Source organism: Planctomycetota bacterium (assembly GCA_018242585.1).
GTDB lineage: Bacteria > Planctomycetota > Planctomycetia > Pirellulales > PNKZ01 > JAFEBQ01.
The window spans coordinates 96778-123399 of sequence record JAFEBQ010000016.1 but is presented as its reverse complement, the minus strand read 5'-3'; the positions used below and the strand labels follow the sequence as shown (position 1 = coordinate 123399).

Annotated in this window: 20 protein-coding genes; 16 read left to right on the top strand and 4 right to left on the bottom strand. The window is 62.9% G+C overall.

Features of this window, described 5'->3' with window-relative positions; translation table 11 throughout:
• The first annotated feature begins 4 nt into the window (after window positions 1–4).
• From JSS27_09275 to JSS27_09245, 7 genes are all read left to right on the top strand, one after another.
• Window positions 5–187, top strand: a complete 183-nt coding sequence (locus JSS27_09275) for a hypothetical protein (GenBank protein ID MBS0209131.1) — start codon at window positions 5–7, stop codon at window positions 185–187.
• A 69-nt stretch (window positions 188–256) separates the two neighbouring features.
• Complete coding sequence (locus JSS27_09270) at window positions 257–1018, top strand: plasmid pRiA4b ORF-3 family protein (protein ID MBS0209130.1); 762 nt, start codon at window positions 257–259, stop codon at window positions 1016–1018.
• Between the two features lie 573 nt (window positions 1019–1591).
• On the top strand, window positions 1592–3013 hold the full coding sequence (locus JSS27_09265) for a DUF1080 domain-containing protein (GenBank protein ID MBS0209129.1): 1422 nt from the start codon (window positions 1592–1594) through the stop codon (window positions 3011–3013).
• A gap of 193 nt (window positions 3014–3206) precedes the next feature.
• Window positions 3207–4496: an amidohydrolase family protein gene (locus tag JSS27_09260; protein MBS0209128.1), complete on the top strand. Its 1290-nt coding sequence runs from the start codon at window positions 3207–3209 to the stop codon at window positions 4494–4496.
• Window positions 4497–4521: 25 nt separating this feature from the next.
• A complete protein-coding gene (locus tag JSS27_09255) occupies window positions 4522–7020 on the top strand; it encodes a carboxypeptidase regulatory-like domain-containing protein (GenBank protein MBS0209127.1) in 2499 nt (832 codons plus the stop codon).
• A gap of 373 nt (window positions 7021–7393) precedes the next feature.
• Entirely contained in the window at window positions 7394–8323 is a 930-nt protein-coding gene (locus JSS27_09250) for a sugar phosphate isomerase/epimerase (protein ID MBS0209126.1), read from the top strand.
• Between the two features lie 465 nt (window positions 8324–8788).
• Window positions 8789–9658, top strand: coding sequence for a sulfotransferase domain-containing protein (locus tag JSS27_09245; protein MBS0209125.1), 870 nt, complete (start codon window positions 8789–8791; stop codon window positions 9656–9658).
• Between the two features lie 168 nt (window positions 9659–9826).
• Here the strand turns inward: JSS27_09245 and JSS27_09240 are convergent, their stop codons facing one another.
• The 4 genes from JSS27_09240 to JSS27_09225 all read right to left on the bottom strand — a co-directional run bounded on the left by JSS27_09240 (window position 9827) and on the right by JSS27_09225 (window position 15031).
• Window positions 9827–10690, bottom strand: coding sequence for a hypothetical protein (locus tag JSS27_09240; protein MBS0209124.1), 864 nt, complete (start codon window positions 10688–10690; stop codon window positions 9827–9829).
• A gap of 9 nt (window positions 10691–10699) precedes the next feature.
• Window positions 10700–12073: a hypothetical protein gene (locus JSS27_09235; protein MBS0209123.1), complete on the bottom strand. Its 1374-nt coding sequence runs from the start codon at window positions 12071–12073 to the stop codon at window positions 10700–10702.
• 10 nt (window positions 12074–12083) lie between these two features.
• Window positions 12084–12992, bottom strand: coding sequence for a PIG-L family deacetylase (locus JSS27_09230; protein MBS0209122.1), 909 nt, complete (start codon window positions 12990–12992; stop codon window positions 12084–12086).
• A 506-nt stretch (window positions 12993–13498) separates the two neighbouring features.
• Window positions 13499–15031 (bottom strand): hypothetical protein, encoded by a 1533-nt coding sequence (locus tag JSS27_09225; GenBank protein ID MBS0209121.1) that lies wholly within the window; start codon window positions 15029–15031, stop codon window positions 13499–13501.
• Between the two features lie 328 nt (window positions 15032–15359).
• Here JSS27_09225 and nuoH point away from each other — a divergent pair, with 328 nt between their 5' ends.
• The 9 genes from nuoH to JSS27_09180 all read left to right on the top strand — a co-directional run bounded on the left by nuoH (window position 15360) and on the right by JSS27_09180 (window position 26481).
• Window positions 15360–16607, top strand: coding sequence for an NADH-quinone oxidoreductase subunit NuoH (nuoH, locus tag JSS27_09220; protein MBS0209120.1), 1248 nt, complete (start codon window positions 15360–15362; stop codon window positions 16605–16607).
• Window positions 16608–16612: 5 nt separating this feature from the next.
• Entirely contained in the window at window positions 16613–17218 is a 606-nt protein-coding gene (locus tag JSS27_09215) for an NADH-quinone oxidoreductase subunit J (GenBank protein MBS0209119.1), read from the top strand.
• A gap of 38 nt (window positions 17219–17256) precedes the next feature.
• On the top strand, window positions 17257–17601 hold the full coding sequence (nuoK, locus tag JSS27_09210) for an NADH-quinone oxidoreductase subunit NuoK (protein MBS0209118.1): 345 nt from the start codon (window positions 17257–17259) through the stop codon (window positions 17599–17601).
• A 449-nt stretch (window positions 17602–18050) separates the two neighbouring features.
• Entirely contained in the window at window positions 18051–20249 is a 2199-nt protein-coding gene (locus tag JSS27_09205) for an NADH-quinone oxidoreductase subunit L (GenBank protein ID MBS0209117.1), read from the top strand.
• A gap of 105 nt (window positions 20250–20354) precedes the next feature.
• Window positions 20355–22256, top strand: coding sequence for an NADH-quinone oxidoreductase subunit M (locus JSS27_09200; protein ID MBS0209116.1), 1902 nt, complete (start codon window positions 20355–20357; stop codon window positions 22254–22256).
• Window positions 22257–22281: 25 nt separating this feature from the next.
• Complete coding sequence (locus JSS27_09195; GenBank protein MBS0209115.1) at window positions 22282–23991, top strand: NADH-quinone oxidoreductase subunit N; 1710 nt, start codon at window positions 22282–22284, stop codon at window positions 23989–23991.
• Window positions 23992–24076: 85 nt separating this feature from the next.
• A complete protein-coding gene (locus tag JSS27_09190) occupies window positions 24077–24520 on the top strand; it encodes a hypothetical protein (protein ID MBS0209114.1) in 444 nt (147 codons plus the stop codon).
• 211 nt (window positions 24521–24731) lie between these two features.
• Window positions 24732–25505 carry a TatD family hydrolase gene (locus tag JSS27_09185; protein MBS0209113.1) on the top strand — a complete coding sequence of 258 codons (774 nt, stop codon included), beginning with the start codon at window positions 24732–24734 and terminating at the stop codon, window positions 25503–25505.
• Window positions 25506–25650: 145 nt separating this feature from the next.
• Window positions 25651–26481 (top strand): hypothetical protein, encoded by an 831-nt coding sequence (locus tag JSS27_09180; protein ID MBS0209112.1) that lies wholly within the window; start codon window positions 25651–25653, stop codon window positions 26479–26481.
• The last annotated feature ends 141 nt before the right edge of the window (window positions 26482–26622 follow it).

Here is a 26622-nt window from a genome sequence, read left to right as displayed (position 1 = left end):
CTCGATGAACCAGCTTAACGAGCCCGAACACAACAAGCCCCCCACTCACGAACAGATACGAAAGGTGCTCGCCCAGGCCATGAGCGAACTGCTCACTGGCGAGCATCCTGGCCCGCAATCGTTCCGCCCGAAACCAACCAAGAAGGCCAGCTCACTTTACCCGCTCAAGCTCACCAAGCAGCAGTGAGAGAGTCTTGTCTCCTGCACCCGGCTCAGCCTGAGATTCAAGAAAAGGATCGAGGCCGCAAGTGACGGCATGCAGGTCGTGTCATTCACGATGAAGGAACTCAACCAGTTGAACGACGAGATCGGCACGGCCGCGGTTTACGCACCGAGCCCCCACAAGAAGAGGTTGCTTTCGGTCCTGAACAAGATCGGCGTGTTTTTGGAGGAGGCCAGCGACTCAACCCTGGGGAACGAATCTCCGCAAGCCAAGTCCCAATCATCCGGCGTGTTTCAATTCAAGATCACCCTGCTTGGCTCCAAGCCGCCGATCTGGCGGCGAATTCAGGTTCAAGACTGCACGCTCGACAGACTGCATGACCACATCCAGACGGCAATGGGCTGGACCAACAGCCATCTTCACCAGTTCGAGATCAAAGGGAACCGATACGGCAATCCCGAACAACTCGACGACGGCTTCGATGACTTCGAGTGTGTCGATTCCACCAAGACAAAGCTCCATGACATCCTGCCCCGAAAAGGGAAAGCCTTCCGGTTCAAATACGAATATGACTTCGGCGACGGCTGGGAACACGAAATCCTTTTCGAGGGCTGTCCGCCCGTCGATCCCAAAGCCAAGTACCCGCTCTGCCTGGCAGGCGCGCGTGCCTGTCCACCCGAGGATTGCGGCGGCATCTGGGGCTATTACGAGCTTCTCGAAGTCATCCGCGATCCGAAGCACGAGGATCACGAGAATCGGTTGGAATGGATCGGCGGCTCTTTTGACCCAGAGGAATTCGATCCGCAGAAGACCTCGAAGGAAATGAAACGCGGGCTGCCGGATTGGCGCTCATAGCGACTGGAATTTACCAATGCCTGTGATCTTGTCCGAAGAAAACGATGCCCGAGGCCGAAGTTAGGCTGCGGCTTGCGTTTCACCTGCTCTCGTAAAGACGGCCCGTAGAGAAACACGTCCTGGCCAGCGACCACACGCACCGGGGACGCCCCCCCTCGCACGTCGAATCAAGGCCGCTGGTCTGCTTCTCGATTGCGGTACGGGCGGTCTTGTTCAAAGAACCCCTCGGCAAGCCGTGACCGGCGTGTCGTGCCCGTCATCGTACTCAGGGCCAAGAATCGTCACTTTTCTTCGGGAAAGACGAGCAAGCTCAAGCCCCCCAACGAGGGCGTGCCTGTCGATCGCGACGTGCCGACAGTTTTACCAGTGAAACTGGTGCGGCTCCGCCACGGGGGACGCGCGTTTGCGGCCGAAGCCCGGCGTTGGTTTGACTTTCGCTCGGCCAGCGTACACATTGCAAGCCGCGACTTTGGTTGCGCCTGCCCCCCTGCTACCCGCCTTTCCCTTTGCGAGTCATCCATGCCCACTCCTTATTCCTGTGTTCGTCGCGCGCCCCGTTGGTTCGTTGGTTTGATGTCGCTGACTCTGGCGATTGTCCCCCTGGCCGCCGGCGCGTTGGCCGCCGAGCCGGTCGCCCCGCCGCCGGGCTTCACCGCGCTGTTCAACGGCCAAAACCTGCAGGGTTGGTACGGCTGGTCCACGCGCGACCCGGCGGACCTCTGGGGGATGAGCGACGAGGAAAAAGCCAAGTACAAGCAGCAATCGATCGAGGGTGGCCTGCTTAACAAGAAGGGCGAACCACTGAACGATCACCTGAACGCCCACTGGAAAGTTGAAAACGGCGAGCTGGTGAACGACGGGCACGGGCTCTACCTGACGACTGACAAGGACTACGGCGACTTCGAGCTGTTGCTCGAGTACAAGGCCTTGCCCTTGGGTGACAGCGGCGTCTACCTGCGCGGCACGCCGCAAGTGCAGATTTGGGACACCACGAACGGCGATCCGCGCGGCCTGGGCCAGGACAAGGGCTCGGGAGGTCTGTGGAACAACCGCAAGGGTTCGCCCGGCAAGGATCCGTTGAAGAAAATGGATAAGCCACTGGGCGAGTGGAACAGCATGCGGATCACCATGATCGGCGAGCGTGTGACCGTCGCCTTGAACGGTGAAGTGGTGGTTGACAACGCGCCCTTGGAGAACTTCTTTGCCAATCGCAAGACCGGCTACCTGGCCTATGGCAAGCCCGGCGCGACCAGCAGCGACGCTTCGGCCGCGAAGGCGCCGAACGGCTTCATGCTCGACCCGGTCTACGCCAAGGGGCCGATCCAACTGCAAACCCACGGCAGCGAGATTCGCTGGCGCAACGTCTTTGTTCGTGAAATCAGCGGCGACGAAGCAAACAAGATTCTCGCCGCGCGCGACGCCGACGGCTACGTCGAATTGAACAACGGCAAGGATCTGAGCAACTGGCAAGGAGCGGTGAACAATTACGAAGTGCTCGACGGCGCGATCGTCTGCAAGCCCGGCAAGGGGGGCGACCTGCTGACCAAGGACGAGTACGAAGACGTCCTGATCCGCTTCGAGTTCAAGCTGCCGCCGGCCGGTAACAACGGCATCGCGCTGCGCACGCCACTGGGCAAACATTCGGCGGCCGATGGCCTGGAAATCCAGGTCATCGACAGCGATGGTTACAACGCCAAGGCCAAGACCCCGCTGTTGCCGTATCAGTACCACGGCTCGCTGTACCACTGCGTCGGCGCCAAGCACGGCTATCTGCGGCCGGTGGGCGAGTGGAACTTTGAAGAGATCGAAGTCCGCGGCCAGAAGATCAAGGTCACGCTCAACGGAACCAAGATTCTGGATGTGGACATCGATTCGTTCGACCGCAGCCAGATCGCGCACCCGCCCAAAGGGCTCGACAATCGCAAGGGGTTCGTCGGCTTCGCCGGTCACAGCGACCCGGTCGCGTACCGCAGCTTCAAAGTCAAAGCGTTGTAAAACGCCACGCCAATCGGCCACTAACAGGTTTCGAGTCAGCTTGGGCACTCGCCGCGCGCCGCGGCGTGCCTTGGTTGATTGCGCAAATCGGTAAGTCAGTCGTAGGATACGCACCCCGGTGCGTACCAAGAATTAAATCCGGTTCATCGGTACGCACGGGGTGCGTACCCTACAGGAAACTAGGAACAACGCGATGAAGCGCTGGGGCATCTTGTTGACGGTCGTCACTCTCGTAGCGGTCGCCGGCTCGGCGCACGCGGCCACCATCATTCATGCCGGCCGGTTGATCGACGGGCGGAGCGATCAGCCGAAGACGCGGCAGTCGATCGTGATCGAAGGGGATCGCATCACGCGCGTCGTCGACGGTTACCTGGAACCCGGCCCGGACGACAAGCTGATTCAATTCACCGACCGGACGGTGATGCCTGGCCTGATGGACATGCACACCCATCTGCAATCGCAGCACTCGAAAGATTCGTATACCGAGCGGTTCTTCATGGACCAGGCCGACTACGCCCTGCGCTCCACGCATTTTGCCCGCGTGACGCTGATGGCGGGCTTTACCACGGTGCGCGATCTGGGGGACAACGGCGTCAACTCGATTGCGCTGCGCAAAGCAATCGATCAGGGCTGGACGCCCGGGCCGCGCATCTTCACCTCGGGTAAATCGCTGGCCACCACCGGCGGGCACGCCGATCCGACCAACTCGCTGCGGGGCGACTATCGCCGCGATCCGGGCCCGCTCGAAGGGGTGATCAACGGCGCCGACGACGCCCGCAAGGCCGTGCGCCAGCGCTACAAGGACGGCGCCGATCTGATCAAGCTGACCGCTACCGGCGGCGTGCTGAGCCTGGCGGCCAGCGGGCAGAATCCGCAGTTCACCGACGAGGAGCTGCGGGCCGTGGTCCAGACGGCCAAGGATTACAACATGATCGTGGCCGTTCACGCCCACGGCACCGAAGGGATGAAGCGCGCGGTCCTGGCCGGGGTCGACTCGATCGAGCATGGCACGTTCATGACCGATGAAGTGATCGCGCTGATGAAAGAACGCGGCACGTGGTGGGTGCCGACCAACCTGGCCGGCAAGTGGGTGGCCGAGAAGGCCAAGGAGCCGGGCTATTTTCCCGAGATCGTCCGCCCCAAGGCCGCCGCCATCGGGCCCGTGATTCGCGAGACGTTTGCCAAGGCCTACACGGCCGGCGTGAAGATCGCCTTTGGCACTGACTCGGGCGTGTCGCCCCACGGGCAGAACGCCGAAGAGTTCGAGTTGATGGTCGCCGGCGGCATGCCCCCAATGAAGGCCATTCAATCGGCCACGATTCAAGCGGCCCGGCTGCTGCGCATCGATGACCGCTTGGGAACGATCGAAGCCACGAAGATCGCCGACATCATCGCCGTCGAAGGCGATCCGCTGGCCGACATCAGCAAGATGCACAAGGTCGTGTTCGTGATGAAGCAAGGCGCCGTATTCAAGTCACCTTAAGCCACTGGTTTTAACGAGACACGCTATGCAATCTGTTCGCGGATTCATCCTGGGCGGGCTGTTCCTGTGGGGCGCGATCGCGCCGGTCGGTTCGGCCAGCGCCGCCGAGATCGCCATCCTGACCGCCGACAACTGGAACGCCTGGGTGCCAGCCGGCAAAGAGGTCGACGCCATCTACGGCGACATCGTCATCCGCAATGACAAGCTGGTGGCGGTCATCGCCCAGCCGTTGGTCACACGCAACGCCAACATGACGGTCAAGAACGTCGGCGGCTGTCTGCTCGATTTCACTACGCGCGAAGGACAGAACGACCAGCTCGGCGCTTGGTATCCACTGGGCAAGGCCGCCAATTGGCGCACGGTTACCACGACCCCCGCCGTCAGCGAGCAGTCGCCAACCGCCAAGGCCGAACGGATCGTCGTCCGCGTCGGCGCGGTGATCCAGGAAGGGAAACTGACCGCCGAAACCACCTACGAGTTGGCCGACGGTGACGGCCGACTGGCCGTGACGACTACATTCAAGAACTCGACTGACAAGCCGATTGACTACGACGCGGCCGACGAGATTCGCGCCGACGGGACTGTGTACACCAAAGGAACCGCAGGCGCGCTCGCCTGGAACTATGACCGCTGGTGGAACGCCGCGTATGGCGTGATCATCGACCAGCCCGAAGGGAATAAGCCGTCGGCCACCAGCCGCAAGTTGTCGATCCCGGCCGGAGGCACGGCCGCAATTGCGCGGCACGTCTACGTGGCCAGCGACTTGAACCAGTTGCTGCAAGTGGCCGGCGCGGCCAACGAACCCGGCGCGAAGCCCGCCGTCATCACCGTCACCGACGAGGCGGGCAAGCCGCTGGCCGGCGCTTACGTCGAGTTGAAGCAAGACGACAAGGTCATCGCCGCGGGCAAGACGGGATCAGACGGCATGTTTATCGCCTCGCTCACGGCGCCGGCCAAGGCCAGTGTGTCGTCACCGCATCATGGCGAGCGGACGCTCGAAGTCACCGCCGGCGGCCAACACGCAGTCAAGCTCCCCACGGCCGGCACCGTGGTGGCATCAGTCACCAATCAAGCCGGCGGGCCGATTCCCTGCAAGGTCCAGTTCCGCGGCGCGGGCGACACCAAGAACCCGAACTTCTTCGACAAGTCGGGCGAGCACGCCGTCGGCAATTTGTACTACTCGCACACCGGCGCGTTCCGGTTGGAGTTGCCGCCGGGCAAGTACGACTGCACGGTTAGTTACGGCCCCGAGTACGACATCGTCGAGCAGCAGCTTGAAGTCCTGGCCGGCTCCGAAACCCGGCTGAGCGCCAAGCTGATTCGCACGGTCGACACCCGCGGCTGGGTGAGCGGCGATTTTCACAACCACGCCAGCCCGTCGGGGGACAACATTTCGAGCCAATACGGCCGGGTGTTGAACCTGCTGTGCGAGCACGTGGAATACGCCCCCTGCACCGAGCACAACCGCATTTCGACCTACGTGCCGCACCTGAAACGGCTGGGAGTCGAGCACCTGATGGGCACCTGCACTGGCATCGAGCTGACCAGTTCGCCGTTGCCGCTGGGACACATGAACTCGTTCCCCTTGCACATGCACGACCACACGCAAGACAACGGCGCGCCGCTGCCCGACGCCGATCCCCAGGCGCAGATCGAACGACTGGCCCTGTGGGACAATCGCAGCGAAAAGCTCGTCCAGCAGAATCATCCCGATCTGGGCTGGCTGCTGTTTGACAAGAACGGCGACGGCAAGCCGGACGAGGGTTATCAGCGCGTTCTGGCGCACATGGACGTCGTCGAGGTCCACCCGCCGCAGAACATCTTCAAGCCGGCCCTGATCGATGGCAAAGACGGCCAGAAGAACAACACCATCTTCAACTGGCTGCAACTGCTGAACCAGGGCGCGCGCGTGCCGGGCGTGGTCAACACCGACGCCCATTACAACATTCACGGCTCGGGCTGGCTGAGGAACTGGATCGAATGCCCGACCGACGACCCGGCCAAGATCGAAGTGCTGGACATTGTCCACGCGGCCGAGCATGGCCATATCGTGATGTCGAACGGGCCGTTTCTGGAAGTGAACCTACAAGCGGCCCAGCCCGGCCCACGCTCGCAAGGGACCGCCGGCGACGACATCGACGCGCCGACTGGCAAGGCGACCTTGTCGGTGCGGGTGCAGTGCGCCAACTGGCTGGACGTCGACCGAGTCCAGGTGTTCATCAACGGCGCGCCGCAGCCTGAACTGAACTTCACGCGCAAGTCGCACCCCGACATGTTTGGCTCGAAGGTAGTCAAGTTCGAGCAGAAGATTCCGCTCGCGCTCAAGAGCGACGCGCATGTGATCGTGGCCACGATCGGCGAGCAGTCCAAGCTGGGGCACGTGATGGGCCCCGAGCACGCCAAGACGCCGCCGGTCGCCGTGTCGAACCCGATCTACGTCGACGTGGACGGCCAAGGCTTCAAGCCGAACCAAGACACGCTCGGCGCGCCCTTGCCGGTGAAATCGCCCGGCTCGAAGAAGTGAGTTGCGAGGGGAAGCGATTAGCCGTTAGCGATTAGATAGGACGCAGATCGCGCACCCCGTAGGCCACGCGGCATCCACCATCACCGAGCCAGCGTCAACCCTTCTCCCCCCGGGAGAAGGTGGCCGAAGGCCGGATGAGGTTCCACTCGCCACCTCGAATCGCGCCAGCCTGACGCGTGACCCTCATCCGTCGGCTACCGCCGCCACCTTCTCCCGGTGGGAGAAGGGTTCCTGCCCCGAATCGCGCCAGCCTGACGCGCTGAGGTGCCACCGACCACGGACAAACACGTGCTTCGCGTCTTTGCCATAGGTATACTGTCCCCCGTATTGTATCGCTCGCCTTATCAATCACGCCCACGCTTGAGAGATTGCCATGAATCCACGCCCTGAACTTGATCGTCGTTCGTTTCTGGCTGGTGCTTCGTTGCTGGCTGGCGCCGCGGCCGCCGCGTCGACGCGCCCGTTGTGGGCCGCTCCGTCGGCGAGTGACACCTCGTACCCGCTGGCCGGCCGGCTCTACAAGACGCTCAAGGTCGGCATGATCAAGGTCCCCGGCACGCTGACCGATAAGTTCAAGGCGGCGAAAGCAGCCGGCTTTCAAGGGGTCGAAATGGCCGCGCCAGGCATGGACGTGGCCGAGACGCGAAAGGCGATTGCCGAGTCGGGCTTGCCGGTCGACGGAACCGTTTGTGGTTCGCACTGGCAGATTCGTCACACCAGCGCCGACCCGGCCACCCGGGCTCAGGCGCTCAAGGATTTACAGACCGCACTCCGCGATACGCACGCCGTCGGCGGCCACAGCGTGCTGCTCGTCGTCGGCAAGGGAGAAGACGGACCCGAGCAGGAAATCTGGCAACGCTCGGTCGAGAACATCGCCAAGGCGGTGCCGCTGGCCGCTGAGTTGGGCGTGGCGATTGTCATCGAGAACGTCTGGAACCAGTTCCTCTATGACCATACCGGCGGCGCGACTCAGACGGCCGACAAGTACGTGAAGTACGTCGATGAGTTTCACTCCCCCTGGGTCGGCATGCAGTTCGACATTGGCAACCACTGGAAGTACGGCAGCATGGGGGACTGGATTCGCCAGCTCGACAAACGCGTGCTCAAGCTCGACATCAAAGGCTTCTCGCGCACGAACAACAAGTTCACGCCGATCGGCGAAGGGGACATCGACTACGCCGACGTCCGCAAAGCGCTCACCGAGATCAACTTCCACGGCTGGCTGGCGGCCGAAGTTGGCGGCGGCGATCTGAAAGAGCTGACGAGCATTGCCCAGCAAATGGACGTGGCGTTCGGGCTGTAACGCTCGGCCCGCCAGTCGCGGCGAGAGTGTTTTTCATTGCTATGTCGCATGCCGTTGCAGGCCGTCATTCCCGCGCAGGCGGGAATCTAGTGGTGACGGTGAGCGTCTAGATTCCCGCCTGCGCAGGAATGACGGTGAATTGGTTGTCGCCTGTTTACTGACTCATCTGCGCTCGTGGCGATCGAGTTCGCGCGCCACGTTGATACAACGCAAGGTCAATCTTCATTACGATCTCGTAGTCAAAAGATTACGTTGTAATCAAGGCCGTAATAAAACTCCGGCTCATGGTGGCAGCAGCGCGCCCGTCGATGACGAGTTCTTCATCCGCGCCTTCGTTGACATTGTTCGTTCCGCAAACCGCCGATAGTTTCCAACGCCACACGGAGCCCGGGCTGCCCCCTGGCGAGGAAAGGCCGGCGTATGCGGACGAGTTTGACAACAACGAGCGTTCCCCTCACCGAACATATGGCAACCGCGAAGCTGGACTGGTCGGGGTTCGACACTCCGGCGATCGATGACCGCGAGACAATCTTCAGCGACTGGCATCTGCTGAAGCGCTGGCGGCGGCAACTAGCGGGTTGTTTCTTTTGCCTGCCCGATACGGGCTGGTTGGGCCTGCGACCGTTGCGGACGCATATTGTCGTCTGCGGCCTGCCCCGATCCGGGACAACGCTGTTGCAGTTGATGTTGGAATACGCCCTGCCCCACGCGCGGCGATTTGGCCGCGAAGTTTCCGGGTGGCGCGCGGCGATGTACCGGCTGCGCAACCATCGGGTGATGATCTCGAAGGCGCCTGCCGACTTGCTCCGCCTGCATCGGTTGCACAACTTCTATCGCCAGCGGACGGCCCGGCTGCGCCCGATTGTGATGTTGCGCGACCCGCGCGACGCGCTGACCTCGTACCACGCCAAGACCGGCTCGCACCGTTACTTTGTCTCGCTGGACAAGTGGCGCAAGCACCGGGCCGCGCTGCTGCCCTTGCTCGACTCGCCCCGAGCGCTCGTGGTCCGCTACGAAGATCTAGTCACCGACACGGCGGGGGTGCAGCAGCGCATCGACTCCTATACCGGCGAGCCGACCGCGCGGAGCTTTGCCCACTTCCACCAGGAGCAACGCGCGACCGTCGATCTGTCGTCACTGAACGGGCTGCGCCCCGTCGACGACAACACGGTCCAGCGCTGGCAAAGCGCCGAGCACATCGCGCGGATCGAAGAGGTGTTACGAGAAGACCCGCAGTTCGGCGAGACCTTGATCGCGCTGGGTTATGAGTCGTCAACCGCCTGGATCGACGCCTGGCGGGCCGCGTCGTCGCGCAAGCGCAAGCCGCCGCGCTGAGTCGCATCCTCGGGTGAGTGTGACTCGTTGCATTCTCGCATCGGGGTGGCACGCCCGTCCTTTGGGCGTGGGGAAGCGCGTACCAGCCCCAACATTTGATCGGCAATTCACCACGCCCTGCGCTACGCTTGGGCGTGCCACCCTCGGCACGGACTTCGTAGCAACGACTTAATGTTGCACACTGTCGGCCGCGGCGCGTTCGAGCGCCGCCCTGATCTCGCGCTCGATCACTTCGGGCGGGTTCAACGGCTCAAGCGGGTCGTCGACCGGCGTCACGCGGTTGGTCGACTGGTCCCAATGGACCGGCCCGAATCGTCCCGGCTCGCTGTTGCCCAACAGCAAGTTCCCCATCGCGTCGTCCTGGTTGAAGTGCCAGAACTCGAAGGGGAAGTGGACAAAGCCACGCGCTTCGAGCAGGGCCGTGATCTCCAATCGGTTGCGCAGCGAGTCGGCGTCGACATACGGCGAACGCATGGGGGTCAGCTCGCTCATCTCCAAATACGGCTTGCCGCGCCAGACTTCCGTGCCGTCGTCGCGGCGAAAGACCGAAACGTCGATGGCCGAACCCGACATGTGCGTGCCGATCTTGGGAATATTGGCCACCAGGACAATGGCGCGGCGCGACAGCAGTTCGACCGACGGCAACTGGCCGCCGCACTCCCAGACGCACTTCCGCAAGATCGCGTCGAAGACCGCAGGCTTGCGGACCAATTGCCGCTGCATGTCGAGCGAGCGATAAGCGTCCTCGATCTTCAGCACCCAGCCGCGACGATTCATGTCGCGACCGGCCGCCACCACGCGCTCGACCAGGCTCTCGCGCATGTAGTACACCCGATCGAGTTCACCGGCAATCTTCGACGTCGAGAACAGCATCTCGACTCCGGCTGCTTGGGCGGCATCGCGCAGCGAGCCGAACCCTTCGCCGCACTCGCGCACCGGCCAAGGGAGAACGCGCTGGATCACTTCATAGCCGGCCTGCATCTGCTCGGCCCAATAGGCCCGCCGGGCGGCTTCGTCATTGGCAACCGTCATGATCTGCTTTCAGTTCGTGGCTTTGTTGTCGGCATTGCGCGCCCGTTCTTGTTCGGTGCGCTTTTGCACATCTTTCGGGTGTTTGGAAAACGACTCGAATACGTCGCCAATCACGCGATCGGCCAATCGCCCCAGCCCTTCCAACAGCAACGCCTCGGCCTCGGGTTTCAACGGCGAACGATTCGGCTCGTAGCCACCAACGGTGTACGCATCGGCCGTGGGAATATAACCGACGTTGCCGTTGGCGTAGCCCACGATGATCGGCACGGCGCGGTCGGCGATGGCTCGTTCGAGCTTGAATCCGTACTCGACCATCGGCTCGCCCGGCATCGTCAACAGCAGGTAAGGCCCCAGTTTCAGCGCCTGAATCTCGGCCTGGACCGGATGTTCTTTACCCGGCAGTTCGAGCGTCTGGTTGGCCACCCGCAATTGGTAAAACTCGGGGCGCTCGCGCAGCTGCTCGCGCGTGACGCTCAGCGCCAGGCTGCGCGCCACGGCCGAGCCCAAGTCGCGGCCGGCCCATTGAATGTCGGCTTCGTCCGCGCAGCGATAGGGATAGCCGGGTAGGTTGGGCCGGATGTCACCGGCGCAACCCTGCAGAAACAAGGCGCAGGTGCGCTGGGCGTAGGCGCCCTCGACGAATGTCTGGGCCTCGCCGGGGAAGTCAGCGCTCAGCTTGGGATAACCGTTCGGATAAGGGGGCGTCCCTTTGTCCCCCCAGGTAAAAAAGCAGGGGTGGCAGACGGCGTGCATCACCACGGCCAGCGGCGTTAGCGATCGGCCGTCGTCGAAGCGGAGCACCTTCACGCGCGGATCGTTCGGCCCCTCGGGATTCAATCGCACCACGGCGCGGCCATCGATCACCTTGCGACGATTGATGCCAAAGCCGATGCGATCCTCGCCATAGCCAATCGAGACGGGGCGCATCGCGCCGGCCGCCGCCTGGGCCGCTTCGACCAACTGTTCGACCAGCCGGCGTCCCCACAGCGGGTGCTCTGCAAAGCCCGGCCCCGAGTGATTGTGCGACGCGGCCACCAGAATGTTCGCCGCGGGCACCTTGATGGCTTGTTCGAGCCGGTCGCGCACCTGCTTGACCATGGGCTCCCACGCGCCGATGACGTCGAGCGTGACAATGGCGGCGCGGGTCTCGCCGTCGTCCAGCACCAGCACGCCCGCGCGCAACGGATCGCGCACGCCGGTCACTTCGCGTCGATGCCCGACCACGACCATGCCCGAGACGTCGCTGGGCGTGATGTCGACCTTGGCGCAGCCGGCGCGCAGATTCGATTTGACCGCAAAGGCACCGTCAGCCGGTTCGGCCCCCTGGGCCAGGGCAATCAGGCAGGGCCACAGCGCCAACGAAAGAACACGTGTGTTGAACATGAGAAGTGCTTTACGGAAAGAATGGGAACAAGGTTTTGATCTCGGCGGTCGACGGTTGCCGGCCGTATTCACAGATTTCGAAAGCTTCGGCATACTTCACGGCCCCCCCTTTTTCGGGGCCGTACCAGCGGTTCAGCGCGTCGCGATAGCGGTTCGCCTCGCCCGATTGGCGCTGGGTCCAGCGATCGCGCAGCCAGTCCTTGCGCGCCGCCTCGTCCGAGGCCGGCGGCACGTTGCGGACGTATTCTTCGCTGCCGCTGGCCCCCCCTTCGTAGTGCTGGGACGGCATTTCGTGAATGGCGGTCAGCTTCAAATCGAACACGTCGTCGACCGAGACGGCGATGTCGGCCTGGAATGGATAGGGCTTCTTGAACCCGTCGCTCGAATAGAGAAAGACCGGATTCTTTTTCAGCGGCGGCACGTCGGTACAGACGAACGGCACCGTGACCATGAAGGCCGCGTCCTGCATCAGCACGCCGACGTAGCGGTGATCGGGATGATAGTCCCAGGGGCGATGCGCGATCACAATGTCGGCTTGCCACTCGCGGATGACGCGAATGATCTTCAGGCGATTCTCCAGCGTGGGGACCAACTCACCGTCGTGGATGTCGAGCACCTGCGTTTCGGCGCCGATGATCCCGTCGGCCTTCTTCACCTCGGCCAGTCGCCGCTGAGCCAACGGGCCGCCGGCCGATTGCCAATGGCCGATGTCGCCGTTGGTGACCGAGACGAGCTTGACCTTGTGCCCCAACTTGGCCCACTTGGCGGCCGTGCCGCCGGCTTTGTACTGGGCGTCGTCCGGATGCGCGCCGAAGATGATGATCCTCAACTTGCCATCAGCGTCGGCGGCACACGCGGGTCCGGCGGCCATGAGCAGATTGGCGATACAGACAGCCAGCGTAAACATCGTGCGACGCATTATCGGGTGGGTCTCCATAGGCGGGATGACAGGTGGCGAGCGCAGGCAGGCCGGCGCAAAAGGCGGGAGTGACGCGCGGCCAGACCACGATCCTAGTCGGTGTTATGGCCCGTTCCAATGTTTTTGACTGGCGCAAGTACCAACAACGGGCGGATTGGATTCGCGTGCCGCGTGGCGTCAAACCGCAGGCAGGTTTGTCAGGGTGTAGGTCAGGCTGATAACTGTTGCAGAATGTTGCCCCGTGAGAAGGTGGCCGATAGGCCGGATGAGGGTTCCCGTTGCACTTTATCACGCAAGACTGACGCATGCCACTTCGTCAGGCCGAGGCCTGACCTACGACACTCCCACCCCCATCGCCAGAAAGAACCCGACACACAGCGCCGTCGTGCCAACCCCAATGGCCAGCGCGCCGTATCGTCGCCCACTCTGATTCGCCGCCAAGGTTGACTCGTTCATACGCGCCCCCGCATTTCTCTAGTCCCTAACCCCTCTTCTCTCCCTCTTCTTCAATCCAACTCCGGCGGCACCGCGCCGTAGTCCCAGCCAGTGCCTTTGAACGGTGGCACCTTGGCTCGCTCGGGGGCCGCGGTCGGCTTGAACTGGTGCGCCAGTTTAATGCCCGCTTCGGTAATCTGATCGCCGGCGGTCGGTTCCAGGTTGCTGTAGAACGTCAGCCGCGTTTCGTACCCGCCGCCGCGCGGGCCCAGCGCCTCGGCCGTCGGCACATAGCCCACACAGTCGTTGGCCAGTTCCACCGGGAACGTGAACGGGAAGCCGCTCTCTGCTTTCTGGCGCAGACCGAACTCACAGAAAAACTCCGCCGGGTTCGTAATCAGCACCAGCGGCCCGACCTGCACCGCCTGAATCTCGGTCTCTTTCACCGGCTCGTGCTTCAACAGCGCGTCGAGCAGGACAATCTCCTTGGCGAAGGCCCACTCGGTGGCGTTCACCTTCTTGGGATCTTGCGTGACGATTTGCCGGCAGCGCGAGACGCGCTCGGCGCTCGGCACGCGCCGCTTGAGCGATAACACGGTCGTCTTGACGCCGACCGGCGACAGATCGGCCGGCTCGACCGTAAGCAGCACCTTGACGGCTTCGGCCCCGACTCGGCCGCCGACATAGCGGGCCCAATTCTCGGCCGCGCGATTCACGTAGGGGCTCTGGTTGTCGACCTGGGTAATGTCGCCACAGCAGCCGGGCAGGAACACCACCACCACGTCCGGCCCGAACGAGCCGCGGATGACTTGCTCCAAATAATAGATGTAATTGGCCGAGATGCCGCCGGGGCTGGTCGTGGCGTGACAGGCGAAGTTGACGACGCAGCCGATCAGTTTCCCCTCGGCGTTCCAGGCACCGAGCACGCCGACTTGCGGATCGACCGGGCCGGCGGGTTCGACGATGTCGGGGTTCCCTTGCCGCGGGTGAGTCATGGTCAGGCCGTTGGTCATCCGGAACCGCCGGTTGTAGGCGACCCGCTCTTCGACGCCGTAGCCGACGCCGGCCGTGGCCGCGGTGCGCCGCTCGTTGGCTTCGCAGACCGCGTCGACGATCGCTTGCTCGACGCGCTTCAAGTATTCCGCATTGGCCATCGATGTCTTCTCATAGGCCAACTGCCGCACGTCGGCCGGCGCGTTGTCGAACTCGCCGGGCAGCACCATGCCGACCGGCCCCGACGAATGCGAGTGAGACGCCGAGATCAGCACCGCCTCGGGCGCGATGCCGGCCCGCTCTTGAATGCCACGCCGCGCGGCCAGCACTTGCGGCCGACGAATCAACAGGGCGTCGAGCCCGACGATCGCGACGCGGTTCTTGCCGTCGTCGAACACGGCGGCCCGGACCTTGCAAGGATCGTGCAGCGAGCGATGGAACGATTTGCCGTACCCGCCGGGCTGTTCCATGCCGATCTCGGGCGTAATGTCCCGCTCGGCGAAACCGGCTTTGAAAGCCGACGCAACCGGCTCGGCGGCGCGCGTGACCAGTGGCGAGAGCAGTAGCGCGCCAACCATCAACGCGTGAACCCATTGTTGGCAAATCAACATCGGAGAACCTTTCTTTTTTGGCGGCGGGAGGCATGGCGCAATGCGGGCGAAGCCTCACAAATAGTCGATTCCGGGCTCAATTACAATTTCGCGTTCATCAGCGGCAAATGCCGTGAAAACGCGTGGTTAAAACGAGCGAGCCGGGGGCTTGTCGCCCGCCCCCCCTTGTGCCATATTTCACGATCTTAAGAGCGGCCACTTCGCGCCGCCGTTTTTGCGCTCGAATTCCGCCGAGAGGAAGTCCGCGGCCGTGGCCGATTATCTCGTCCAACTATTAACTAGCTTGGCAGGTTGGCTCTCAGGACACCTTCCCAGTTGGTTGTTGTGGCTGGTTCCCCCGCAATGGGTTGTCATTGCGACGGGATACTTGCTGACTGCACTGGTCCACGCCGTCCTCATTATTAATGTCGTCGCCGTCGGCGCGCTGTTCTTCATCTGGCTCGAACGCAAAGTCTCGGGGCGCATTCAAGACCGCCTGGGCCCCACGCGCGTCGGTGGCAAGTTCGGCTGGCTGCAAACCTTGGCCGACGGCTTGAAGCTGATCACCAAGGAAGACCTGATTCCCGGCGGCGCCGACGAGATGCTGTTCCGCATCGGCCCGTACATCAGCTTTTGCGCTTCGTTCTGCGCGTATCTGGCCTTGCCGTTCAGCGACGGCTGGGTGGCGCTCGATCTGAACGCCGGCGTGTTCTTCATCCTGGCCGTGTTGGGGTTGGAAGTGTTCGGCGTGATTCTGGGGGGCTACGCCTCGGCCTCGAAGTGGTCGCTGTTCGGCGCCATGCGCGAAGCGGCCCAGGTCGTCAGCTATGAAGTGCCCATGGGCATGTGCGTGGTGATTCCGGTGCTGATCGCCGGCTCGATGGACCTGGTCCGCATTGGCCAGATGCAGCATGGCTGGTTCACCAACTGGCTGATGTTCCACGACCCCTTCACGTTCATCACGTTCTTCGTCTATTTCACCTGCGCCATGGCCAGCGTGAACCGCGCGCCGTTCGATCTGGCCGAAGCCGAAAGCGAACTGGTGGCCGGGTTCCATACCGAATACTCCGGCTTGCGCTGGAGCTTCTTCTTCATGGCCGAGTACGGTTCGATGTTCGCGGTCAGCGGGTTGGCGGCGACGTTGTTCTGTGGCGGCTGGAACGGCCCGATTCCGGTGACCGAATGGCTGGGGCTGGCCAATCCGATCGCTCCGGCCGAGACCGCCGCGTACGCCCAGTGGTTCGTCGACCATCCGGTGGCGAGCTACGTGGGCAATTTCATCGGCTTGCTCAACTTTCTGTTCAAGTGCGTGTTCGGCGTCACGTTCATGATGTGGGCGCGGTGGACGCTGCCGCGATTGCGTATCGATCAGGTGATGCGCGTCTGCTTGAAGTACTGCACGCCGATCGCCGCGGTGATGTTCCTGGGGGCCGCCTGGTGGGCCTACCAGTTCCCGCGCGGCGAATACGCCAAATACTCCCAGGCCGCGAAGCACGGCCCTGTCGCTCCGCAAGCCACGGGGAGCGCCGCGGGGGCCACCCTGGCGCCGACTCGGGCCCAGTCATCGCTCGGCGCTCCGCGCGCAGGCAGGTCGTAACCCACATGGACCCGATCAACTGGCATTCGTTCTTCTTTCTGTTGTTCGCGCTATTGGCCTGCGCGTTTGCCGTGGCCGTGGTCGTGACCAGCAACATTGTGCGGATGGCGTTCTACCTGGTGATGTCGCTGGCGGCGACGTCGGGGTTGTTCTTCGTGGCTGGCGCTGACTTCGTGGCGGCCATGCAATTGATGATCTATGTCGGCGGTACGCTGGTGCTGTTGATCTTCGGCGTGATGCTGACGGCGCAAGGGCCGTTCATCAACATGAAGACCCGTGGTGGCGACTGGATTTTGGCGGCGCTGGTGTCGGGCGCTCTACTGGCCGTGCTGGTGCCGGCGGCGTTCAGCGTCGGCGGCTGGCGCAACGACAACCCAGCGGCCGACATCGTCGACCAGCAACAGGAACCGCTGGCCACGTCGGCCCCCCTGGGGCTGGGCCTGTTGGGAGTCCGCGTCGACAAGCTCGACGCCACGACCGCCAACTTGAACACCGGCCGCTCCGGCTACCTGCTGCCGTTTGAAATTGTTTCGATCCATTTGCTGGTCGTGCTGGTGGGGGCCGCTTACCTGGCCCGCAGCAAGCGCCGCCGCAACGCGACAAGTGGTTAAAGAAAATCCGCGGTTAACGAACAGAACCAACGCCCACAATGAACCTGCTCACTCAACCAATCGGCGTTTCGCACATGATGGTCGTCGGCGCGATCTTGTTCGCGGCTGGCGTAGTGTGCATGGCCACCAAGCGCAACGCGCTGGGCGTGCTGATGGGGGTCGAGTTGGTGCTGAACGGCGCGAATGTGAACTTCGTCGCCCTGGGAAGCGACCTGTTGCGTAGCGACACGGCTTACAGCCTGGGCCTCGACGGCCAGTTGGTATCGTTGTTCGTCATTGTGCTGGCCGCCGCCGAAGCAGCCGTCGCCTTGGCGATCACCCTCAGCTTTTACAACAATCACGCGACCATCGACGTGGACAAGGCCGACGAGTTGCGCGGCTAACACCCAGCCCCGCAGCTTGAGTTGGCGACGCATCACCAGAAGTCGACACCGCAGCCAGACCGAAACCGATGAATATCGAATCCCTGTTACCGATGCTGTTGGGCGCGGCCTGGCTGTTGCCGTTGGCGTCGTTCACGCTGATCGTCTTCTTCGGTTCGCGGATGGGCAAAGCCGGCGTGCTGGCCAGCTATGTGGCCACCGGCGCGATTGTGACGGCGTTTGCCTTGTCGGCCACGGCCCTGGTCGGCTGGTGGGTGACGTCGCCGGCGACCGAGTCGCACGCCGCCGCGAGCGACCACGGCCACGCCGAGCATGCGGCCGATCACGGGCACGAACACGGCCATGAAGCCGGCCCGCCCCGCGCCTACACCGACGATTGGTACGTGTTGGGCCAGTTCGGCAAGCTGCGCGTCACGGTCAGCTATTACATCGACGCCCTGACGGTCGGCATGTTCACGATGGTGACGCTGATCGCCTCGTGCATTCATTTCTACGCCATCGGCTATATGCACGATGAATTGCATCCGATCACCGATACCGAAGTGCTGCTGCCGATTCGGCCCGCCTCGGGTCACGGCGAGCATGGCGCTCACGAAGGCCACGGCGGACACGATCATGGCCACGAATCGCACGCTCACGAGTCACATAGTCACGGTGACCACGGCCACGGTGACCACGGCCACGGTGACCACGGCCACGGCGATCATGGCCATGACGACCACGCCCATCACGGCCCGCAGCCTCCTGAAGGAATGCGGTTCCTGCATCGGCCGGGGCGGTTCCACCGGTTCTTCCAATATCTGTCGCTGTTCTGCTTCAGCATGTTGGGGCTGGTGATCGCGGGTAACATCTTGATGGTGTTCGTGTTCTGGGAGTTGGTGGGCATTTGCTCCTACTTCCTGATTGGCTTCTACATCGAGCGCAAGAGCGCGTCGAACGCGGCCAACAAGGCGTTCATCGTCAACCGCGTCGGCGACTTTGGCATGATCATCGGCCTGATGGCCTTGTGGGGCAGCTTGGGCACGTTCGCCTTTGGCGATGTCCCCGGCCAAGGGCCCGGCTTGTTCAGCCAGGTGCGCCCCGCCGAGAATCACTACCAATTGACCACGCCGCTGGGTATGGTCGCTTCGGCCGCCGCCGACCGCGCGGGACCGATGCTGGCCGAAGTCGAAGCCGATCACAAGAGCGATCCCGAAGCGGGCAAGCTCGAAGCCGAGTCGCGGCTGTCCCAGTTGCGCGACGAGCCGGGTCACCCAGGCTATTGGCTGTTGATCATCGCCGGACTGGGCATCTTCTGCGGCTGTGTGGGCAAGAGCGCGCAATTCCCGCTGCACGTCTGGTTGCCCGACGCGATGGAAGGCCCCACGCCGGTGTCGGCGCTGGTCCACTCGGCCACGATGGTCGCGGCGGGCGTTTACCTGGTGGGCCGGTTCTATCCGGTGTTCGCGCCCGAGGCGCTGTTGGCAATCGCCTATACCGGCGGGATCACGCTGTTCATTGCCGCCACGATCGCCATCACCGCCACCGACATCAAACGCGTGTTGGCTTACTCGACCGTCAGCCAGTTGGGCTACATGATGCTCGCGCTGGGCGTGGGCGGCTGGGCGGCTGGCATGTTCCACTTGATTACTCACGCCTTCTTCAAGAGCTTGTTGTTCATGTGCTCGGGGAGCGTGATTCACGCCTGCCACACGAACGAGATGCCGCGAATGGGCGGGCTGCGCAAGAAGATGCCCTATACGGCCTACACGATGCTGGTTGGCTGCCTGGCGATTGCCGGCGCGCCGTTCTTCAGCGGCTTCTACTCCAAGGACGCCATTCTCGCCCAGGCCCTCAGCTTTGCCGACAACAACCCATCGCACGGCATTCTGTTCTATGCCGTGGCGGTCGGCGCCGCGATCACCGCGTTCTACATGTTCCGGCTTTGGTACATGACGTTCGCCGGCGAGCCACGCGAGCGGGACATCTACGATCACGCTCACGAATCGCCGCCGGTCATGTATCGGCCGCTGCTGATTCTGGCCTTCTTCGCGATCACGGCCGGCTGGACGTTGCCGTTCACCGGCTTTAGCGTGACCAACCTGTTGGAACAGGCTCGACCGGCGGGCGAGCTGGCCGCGGGCGTGGTGCTGCCGACGTTGGCCTATCCCAACGAGCACGCCAGCCACGAGCCTCACTATCACCTGTTGGCCACGATCATTGCCAGCGCCACGGCCCTGGCCGGGTTCACGCTGGCCACGATCTTCTATGGCTGGCGGTTGTTGAGCGCGGCCGAAGCCCGCCAGCAGTTCGGCCCGATCTACACGTTCTTGTTGAACAAGTGGTACTTCGACGAGCTGTACGACGTCCTGTTCGTCAAGCCGACGCACTTCGTCGCCAACCTGGTGGCCAAGTGCGACAAGCAAGTCATCGACCGGTTCATCGACGGCACGGCTCGCGCGGCCGTCCGAGTGGCCAAGTTCGACGACCTGATCGACCGCCACTTTGTCGACGGGCTGGTGAACATTACGGCCCACTGGACCTATTCGATCGGCCGCTCGCTGCGCAACATACAAACCGGCAAGCTCCGGCAATATGTGATGTTGATCGTCGTGGGAACCGTCGTGCTGGCCGTGCTGATCCAATGGTCCTCGGCCGCCGGACAATAACGGGCAACGGTCCATCGACTTCGACAACGAAGAAACCTTGAACCACCAACACCGCAGTTAATCAGTCGCACTGCTAACCAGCCAGAATTGGCGCGGAACAACGCTATGCAATCGTCCTTCTTTTTGAGCTTGATTGTCTTTCTGCCGGCCCTGGCCGCCTTACTGTTGGCGTTCTTTCCCAAGAGCAAGCCCGAGGCCGCCAAGCTGTTCACCATTCTGAGCACCGCGGTGGTGTTTCTGCTGACGCTGGCGCTGATTCTGCCGGCGGGGGGCGACCTGCAATTCAAGCAGGGAGTGGCCGAGTTGCAAGACGCCTTCTCACTGAGCTGGATTCCCTCGTTCGACATTTACTACTTCATGGGTCTCGACGGCATCAGCCTGCCGCTGCTGCTGTTGACTTCGTTTGTCAGCTTGCTGGCCGCCGCCGCCAGTTGGAACATCGACAAGCACGTCAAAGCCTACTGCATGCTGTTCCTACTGCTCGAGACGGGCATGCTGGGCGTGTTTCTGGCGCTCGACTTCTTCCTGTTCTACGTGTTCTGGGAAGTGATGCTGCTGCCGATGTACTTCCTGATCGGCGTCTGGGGAGGCCCGCGCCGCGATTACGCTTCGATCAAGTTCTTCCTGTACACGCTATTGGGTAGCGTGTTCATGCTGATCGCGATCCTGATGCTCTACTTCAACAGCGACCTGCGCGAGCTGTCGGAAGTGAAGGGCTTTGACGTTGACGGTCCCGCTTGGGCGCAACTGCACATTCACCCCTCGGTCACGGCCCAGGTCAAAGCCGACGGCGCCGACCCGATTCACACCTTCAACATCATGGCGCTGGCCAAGATGGGGCAGCACACCGATCTGTTCGACGGCGTGATCATGCCCAAGGGGCTGCTGGGGACCGGTCTGCTGGCCGGCCACAACTTGCAGTGGTGGTCATTCCTGCTGTTGTTCATTGGCTTCTTGATCAAGGTGCCCGGCTTCCCGGTCCACACCTGGTTGCCCGACGCCCACGTCGAGGCGCCGACGCCGATCTCGATGATCCTGGCGGGCGTGCTCTTGAAGATGGGTGGCTACGGCATCCTCAGAATTTGCTACCCGATCTGCCCCGACGCCGGCTACGACTTGTCGATGTTCGTCTGTGCCATTGGCGTCATCAGCATGATCTACGGCGCGTTCGCCGCCTTGGCCCAGAAGGACTTTAAGCGGCTGGTGGCCTACAGCTCGGTCAGCCACATGGGCTACGTGCTGCTGGGCATCGGCGTGTGGAGCGCCGACCAGCGCTGGAACTTCAATTCGGAATACTGGGCCATGGGCATGAACGGCGCGATGTTCCAGATGCTGGCCCACGGCATCAGCTCGCCCGGCATGTTCTTCCTGGTCGGCGTGGTTTACGACCGCGTGCATCATCGCAATCTCGACGAGTTCGGCGGGCTGTTCCGGATCATGCCGGTCTACAGCGGCCTGGCCTTCGGCATTTTCTTCGCCGGCCTCGGCTTGCCCGGCTTGTGCGGGTTCATCGGCGAAGTCTTCGTCACGCTCAGCGTCTGGAACTTCAGCCACACCCTGGCCGTGCTGTCGGCCGCGGTGGTGATCCTGACCGCTGGCTACATCCTGTGGACGCTGCAGCGCGTGTACCTAGGCCCCGAGTACAAGGGTCCGCACGGCGACCATCTGACGCCGATGACGCCGCGCGAGCTGGCCATTGCCGCGCCGCTGTTGGCGTTGGCCATCTGGTTCGGCGTGAATCCGCAGGCGATCTTCACCTATCAGACCGCCACGGTCGACAAGCAGGCCGAGGATCTGGCCACCTGGACGCGCGACGTCAAGACGCCGCGCCTCTCGGCCGCCGACGAAGGCAAGGTCGAAACCACCGACCACAAGGTTCCTCGCCACAACGAACAGGCCGGCGTCACCTTGAACATTGCGGGCGGCACGCTCGTTTTGAACGGACAAGAGGGCGGAACCTTGCAACTCGACGCGGGCGCCATCGAACTCAACAATCAACCTCGCTAACCATCAAACACGCTAAGCCATTGCCGTGAATTTCTATACGTTCGTCAACAACCTGCTGCGCGACACGCTCGACAACTCGCTGCCGAACTTTCGGCCCGAGTTGGTGCTGTGCGCCACGATCGTGGCCATGCTGCTGGTTCGCATGCCCCGCTGGGGCCACAAGATCAACTCAGTGTGCATCGCCCTGCCCGGCGTGGCCATCGCTCTGTACTACGCCGCGCCGTGGAACTTTCTGGCGCAAGGGAGCAGCGCCCTTGAACCGGTCGAACTATTCCAAGGGATGCTGATCTACGACACGCTGACCGTTTACTTCCGCAGCGTGCTGCTGGTCTTTGCCTTGCTGTTCCTGGTCTTTACCTGGCTGTCGGGCATTCCCGATCGCGAGGACAGCCCCGACTTTTACACCTTGGTCCTCGGCGCGACGATCGGCATGTGCCTGATGGCGTCGTCGAACCATCTGTTCGTCGCCTTGCTGGGCATCGAGATGGCCAGCGTGCCGTCCTACGCCCTGGCCGGCATCCTGAAAGGCCGCCGGCGCAGCAGCGAAGCCGCCCTTAAGTACTCGGTCTACGGCGCGGGCGCGGCCGGCGTGATGCTGTACGGCATTAGCCTGCTGGGCGGCGCGCTCGGTTCGTTGCACTTGCCGACGATGGCCGCGCAACTGGCCGCCCTTTCGCCCGAGACGCTGGCCGAGCGGCAGACGGTGCTGATGCTGGGCGGATTGATGGTCTCGGTCGGGCTGGCGTTCAAACTGTCGGCCGTGCCGTTCCATTTCTGGTGCCCCGACGTCTTTGAAGGGGCCGCCGCCGAGGTGAACGCCTTCTTGTCCGTGGCGTCCAAGGCCGCCGCGCTGGCCCTGCTGGTCCGCATTGCCATCGGCTTCTCGGTGGTGCCGCCGTCGCTGGTCGCGGAATCGCCACAACAGGAACAAGTCACGCTCGAAGCCAACGCCAACGCCGTGGGCAAGGTCGCCACGGCCGAAACTTCGGAGGCGATGGGCATTCAAAGCGCCCCGGGTCAGAAAGCCGCTCGGCATTTCATCGCCGGGCTGATCGCGCTGCTGGCGGCGGTGAGCTGCACGTTTGGCAATCTGGCCGCGTATGGTCAAACGAACTTGAAGCGGCTGCTCGCGTATTCGACGATCGCCCATGCTGGTTACATGATGATGCCGGTCGCGGCGGCGGTCGTGTTCCTGGGAGACAACCCCGACCATGTGCGTCAAGCCGTCACGGCGGTTTGCATGTACGTCGGCATTTACATGTTCATGAATCTAGGGGCGTTCGCGGTCGTGGCGTTTTTGCGCAACACAATGCGCAGCGAGGAAATCGCCGACTACGGCGGACTGATCAAATCGTCGCCGGGCGTCGTGCTCTGCCTGGCCACGCTGCTGGTCAGTCTGATCGGCTTGCCGCCGCTGGCCGGCTTTACGGCCAAGTTCGCCGCCTTTGCGCCGCTGGCCGCCAAAATGCAAACCAACGCCTACGATCCGCTGTTGATGACCTTGCTGGTGATCGGCGGGTTGAACACCGTGATCAGCCTGTTCTACTACCTGCGAGTCGTGAAGATCATGACCATCGATCCCGCGCCCGAGGATCGCTTGCCGGTGAGCTTCTCGCTGATCTCGGCCGAAGGGGTGTTCGTCGTGGCCATGACCGCCCCGGTCGTCGCCCTGGGCGTGGGTTGGGACGGCTTGCACCGTTGGGCCCAGGCGGCCGCGCAGGCGGTCCTGTCGTAGTCGCGTTTCCGCCGGGGCGGGCTCCGCCGCGGCACCTTTTCTGACCATCCTGAAACTTCGTGAAAACCGAGCAATCCCTTTCGCCATGCGTCCCACGCACGACTCGCTGCCTGTGTTGAATCGGCTGTTGGCCATCGAATATCGGTCGCTGCCGATGTATCTGATGGACGCGCGCCCTTGGCGGCATACGGGCGATCAGCGCGAAGTGCAAGCGCTGTGCGACATCATCACCAATCAGAAGAGCTACGTGCAGCGGCTATCGGACCTGATCCTTTCCCGCGCCGGCGCGCTCCGCTTCGGCGAGTTCCCCATGGAATACACCGCGCTGCATGACTTGGCGCTCGACTATCTGCTGGGCCAGTTGGTGCAACACCAGTTTGGCGTGGTGGCCGAGGTCGAGCAGTTGGCCGAACGGCTCGGCAACGACCGCCCGGCCCGCGAGCTGGCGCTGGAACTGCTGGGCAGCGAAAAGGCGCACCTCGAAACATTGCAAGAGCTGGCCAGCCACGCCTCGAGCTGGATGGCGTAGCCAGGCCCAGTGTGCTCGCGCCAGGCTGCCATTTCGACTGATCTGCAATTGTAGGGTGCACTCCGTGCATCTTATTGCGACGTTGCAATGGGTCGCGGTCTCAATCGCTAGGCGCCGCCCACATCCGGAACCTCGAAAATCGGCCGCGCGAAGCTAAGGTGCACGGAGTGCACCCTACCAGACCGGCGGCAACCACCCTGCAATCGTTCCCATGATCGACACGCACGCCCATCTGGACCAGACCGAGTTCGACGCCGATCGCAACGCCGTGCTGAGCGCGGCTCGGGCGGCCGGCGTCGAGGCCGTGGTCGTGATCGGCGTCTCGGGCGCCAGCAGCGCCGCCTGTGTGGCCCTGGCCGAGCAACATCCGGGCTTTTTGTACGCCGCGGTCGGCGTGCAACCGAACTATACGCACGAAGCCACCGACGCCGATTGGGACCTGATCGTGTCGCTGGCCCGCTCGGGTCGGGCGGTCGCCTTGGGCGAAACAGGGCTCGATCGCTACTGGACCCACGTGCCGATCGAAACGCAACGCGTCTGGTTCGATCGGCATCTGCGCCTGGCCCAGGAGTTGAACCTGCCGTTCGTCGTCCACACTCGCGAGAGCGACGCCGACGTGCTCGAGATGCTGCGCGAGGCGGCCGCCCGCGGGCCGTTGCGGGGTGTAATGCATTCGTTCACCGGCACGGCCGAGACGGCGGCCGAGTGCGTGGCCCTGGGGCTGCACATCAGCTTTGCCGGCATGGTGACGTTCAAAAAGTCGGACGCCCTGCGGCAAGTGGCCGTCACCGTGCCCCCAGATCGGATCCTGATCGAGACCGACAGCCCTTATCTTTCGCCCCACCCCTTGCGCGGCCGGCGGAACGAGCCGGCCCACCTGGTCCACACGGCGACGTGCCTGGCCGCTCAGCGCGGCGTGACGGTCGAAGCCTTCGACCAGCAAACGACGGCGAACGCCCGGGCATTGTTCCGGTTACCAGGGTAGCGGAACAGCGGTCAGCGGCGGAATTGGGCGACCGGGGAACCGGGACGTTGCGTCGGGCGTCTAACCGATGCACATTGGCGCTATCAATGCGCACGCATCGCGAACTTTGAAATCCAAACGTCCCAGATTCCGGGGAGCTTCGATCATGGTCAACCAACGCCTATTTGGGTCGTTCGGCTGCTACGTGGCGGCAACGCTGCTTCTATTCGTCGCCGTCGGCGAAGCCGCAGGCCAACAGCAGACGGCCGACCGCAAGGGACGGAATTACCGCTGGGCCAGCGACAAGATTCAGCTCGACGGCCCGATCCCGCAGGACCTGCCCAGCGAAGGAACGCTCGTCGCCAGCGAAGCGGAAATCGCGGCCGAAAAGAAAATCCTAGCGGCATTGGCGAAGAAAGGATCGCTGGAGGTTACAGAGACGTTTCTGGTCGACGTGGCGTCTGAGCTGCGAGACAAGCTCCAAGTGCCGATCGTGTTCGATCACCGATCGTTACAGGGAGGAGGCGTCGATCCTGCCACCGCTCCCGTCACTTTGACTATCAAAGATGTCTCATTTGAGGCGATCCTGAGCAGTGTGCTGCGGCCGCTGGAACTGACCTGGATCATTCGCGACGAAGCATTGGTCGTCACCACGCGCACCGAAGCCGACACCTGGCTCGAGACGCGCGTATACGCGGTCCAAGATCTAGTGCTAGTTAAGAGAGGCGACTTTTACACTCGCGAACCGGAGGAATTGGTATCCGCGATCAAGGAAGCCATCATTCCGCAGTCTTGGACCGATACCGGCGGAATGGGAAGCGTTCGATTTCTTGGCGACACGCTCATCGTCAGCCAAACTCGCGAAATCCAAGCTCGCACTGCCGACTTGATCAGGACGTTTCGAGCGACGCGCAAGTTGAGCGCGCCGACGACCGAGACTCGCATCAAGGTCTACGATTCGCACCGGCCAGGGGGCACTGCCTGCGGACAGTTTTAGCGTCTGGGTGGCACGCCCGTCCTTTGGGCGTGGGGAAGTATGTACCGACCCCGATATTTGATTGGCGGGTGGCCCCGCTGGCGTAGCCATCGGGGTTGCGAAGCAACAAGAAACCCCGGGTGCCGTGCCGTCCCGTTTTGC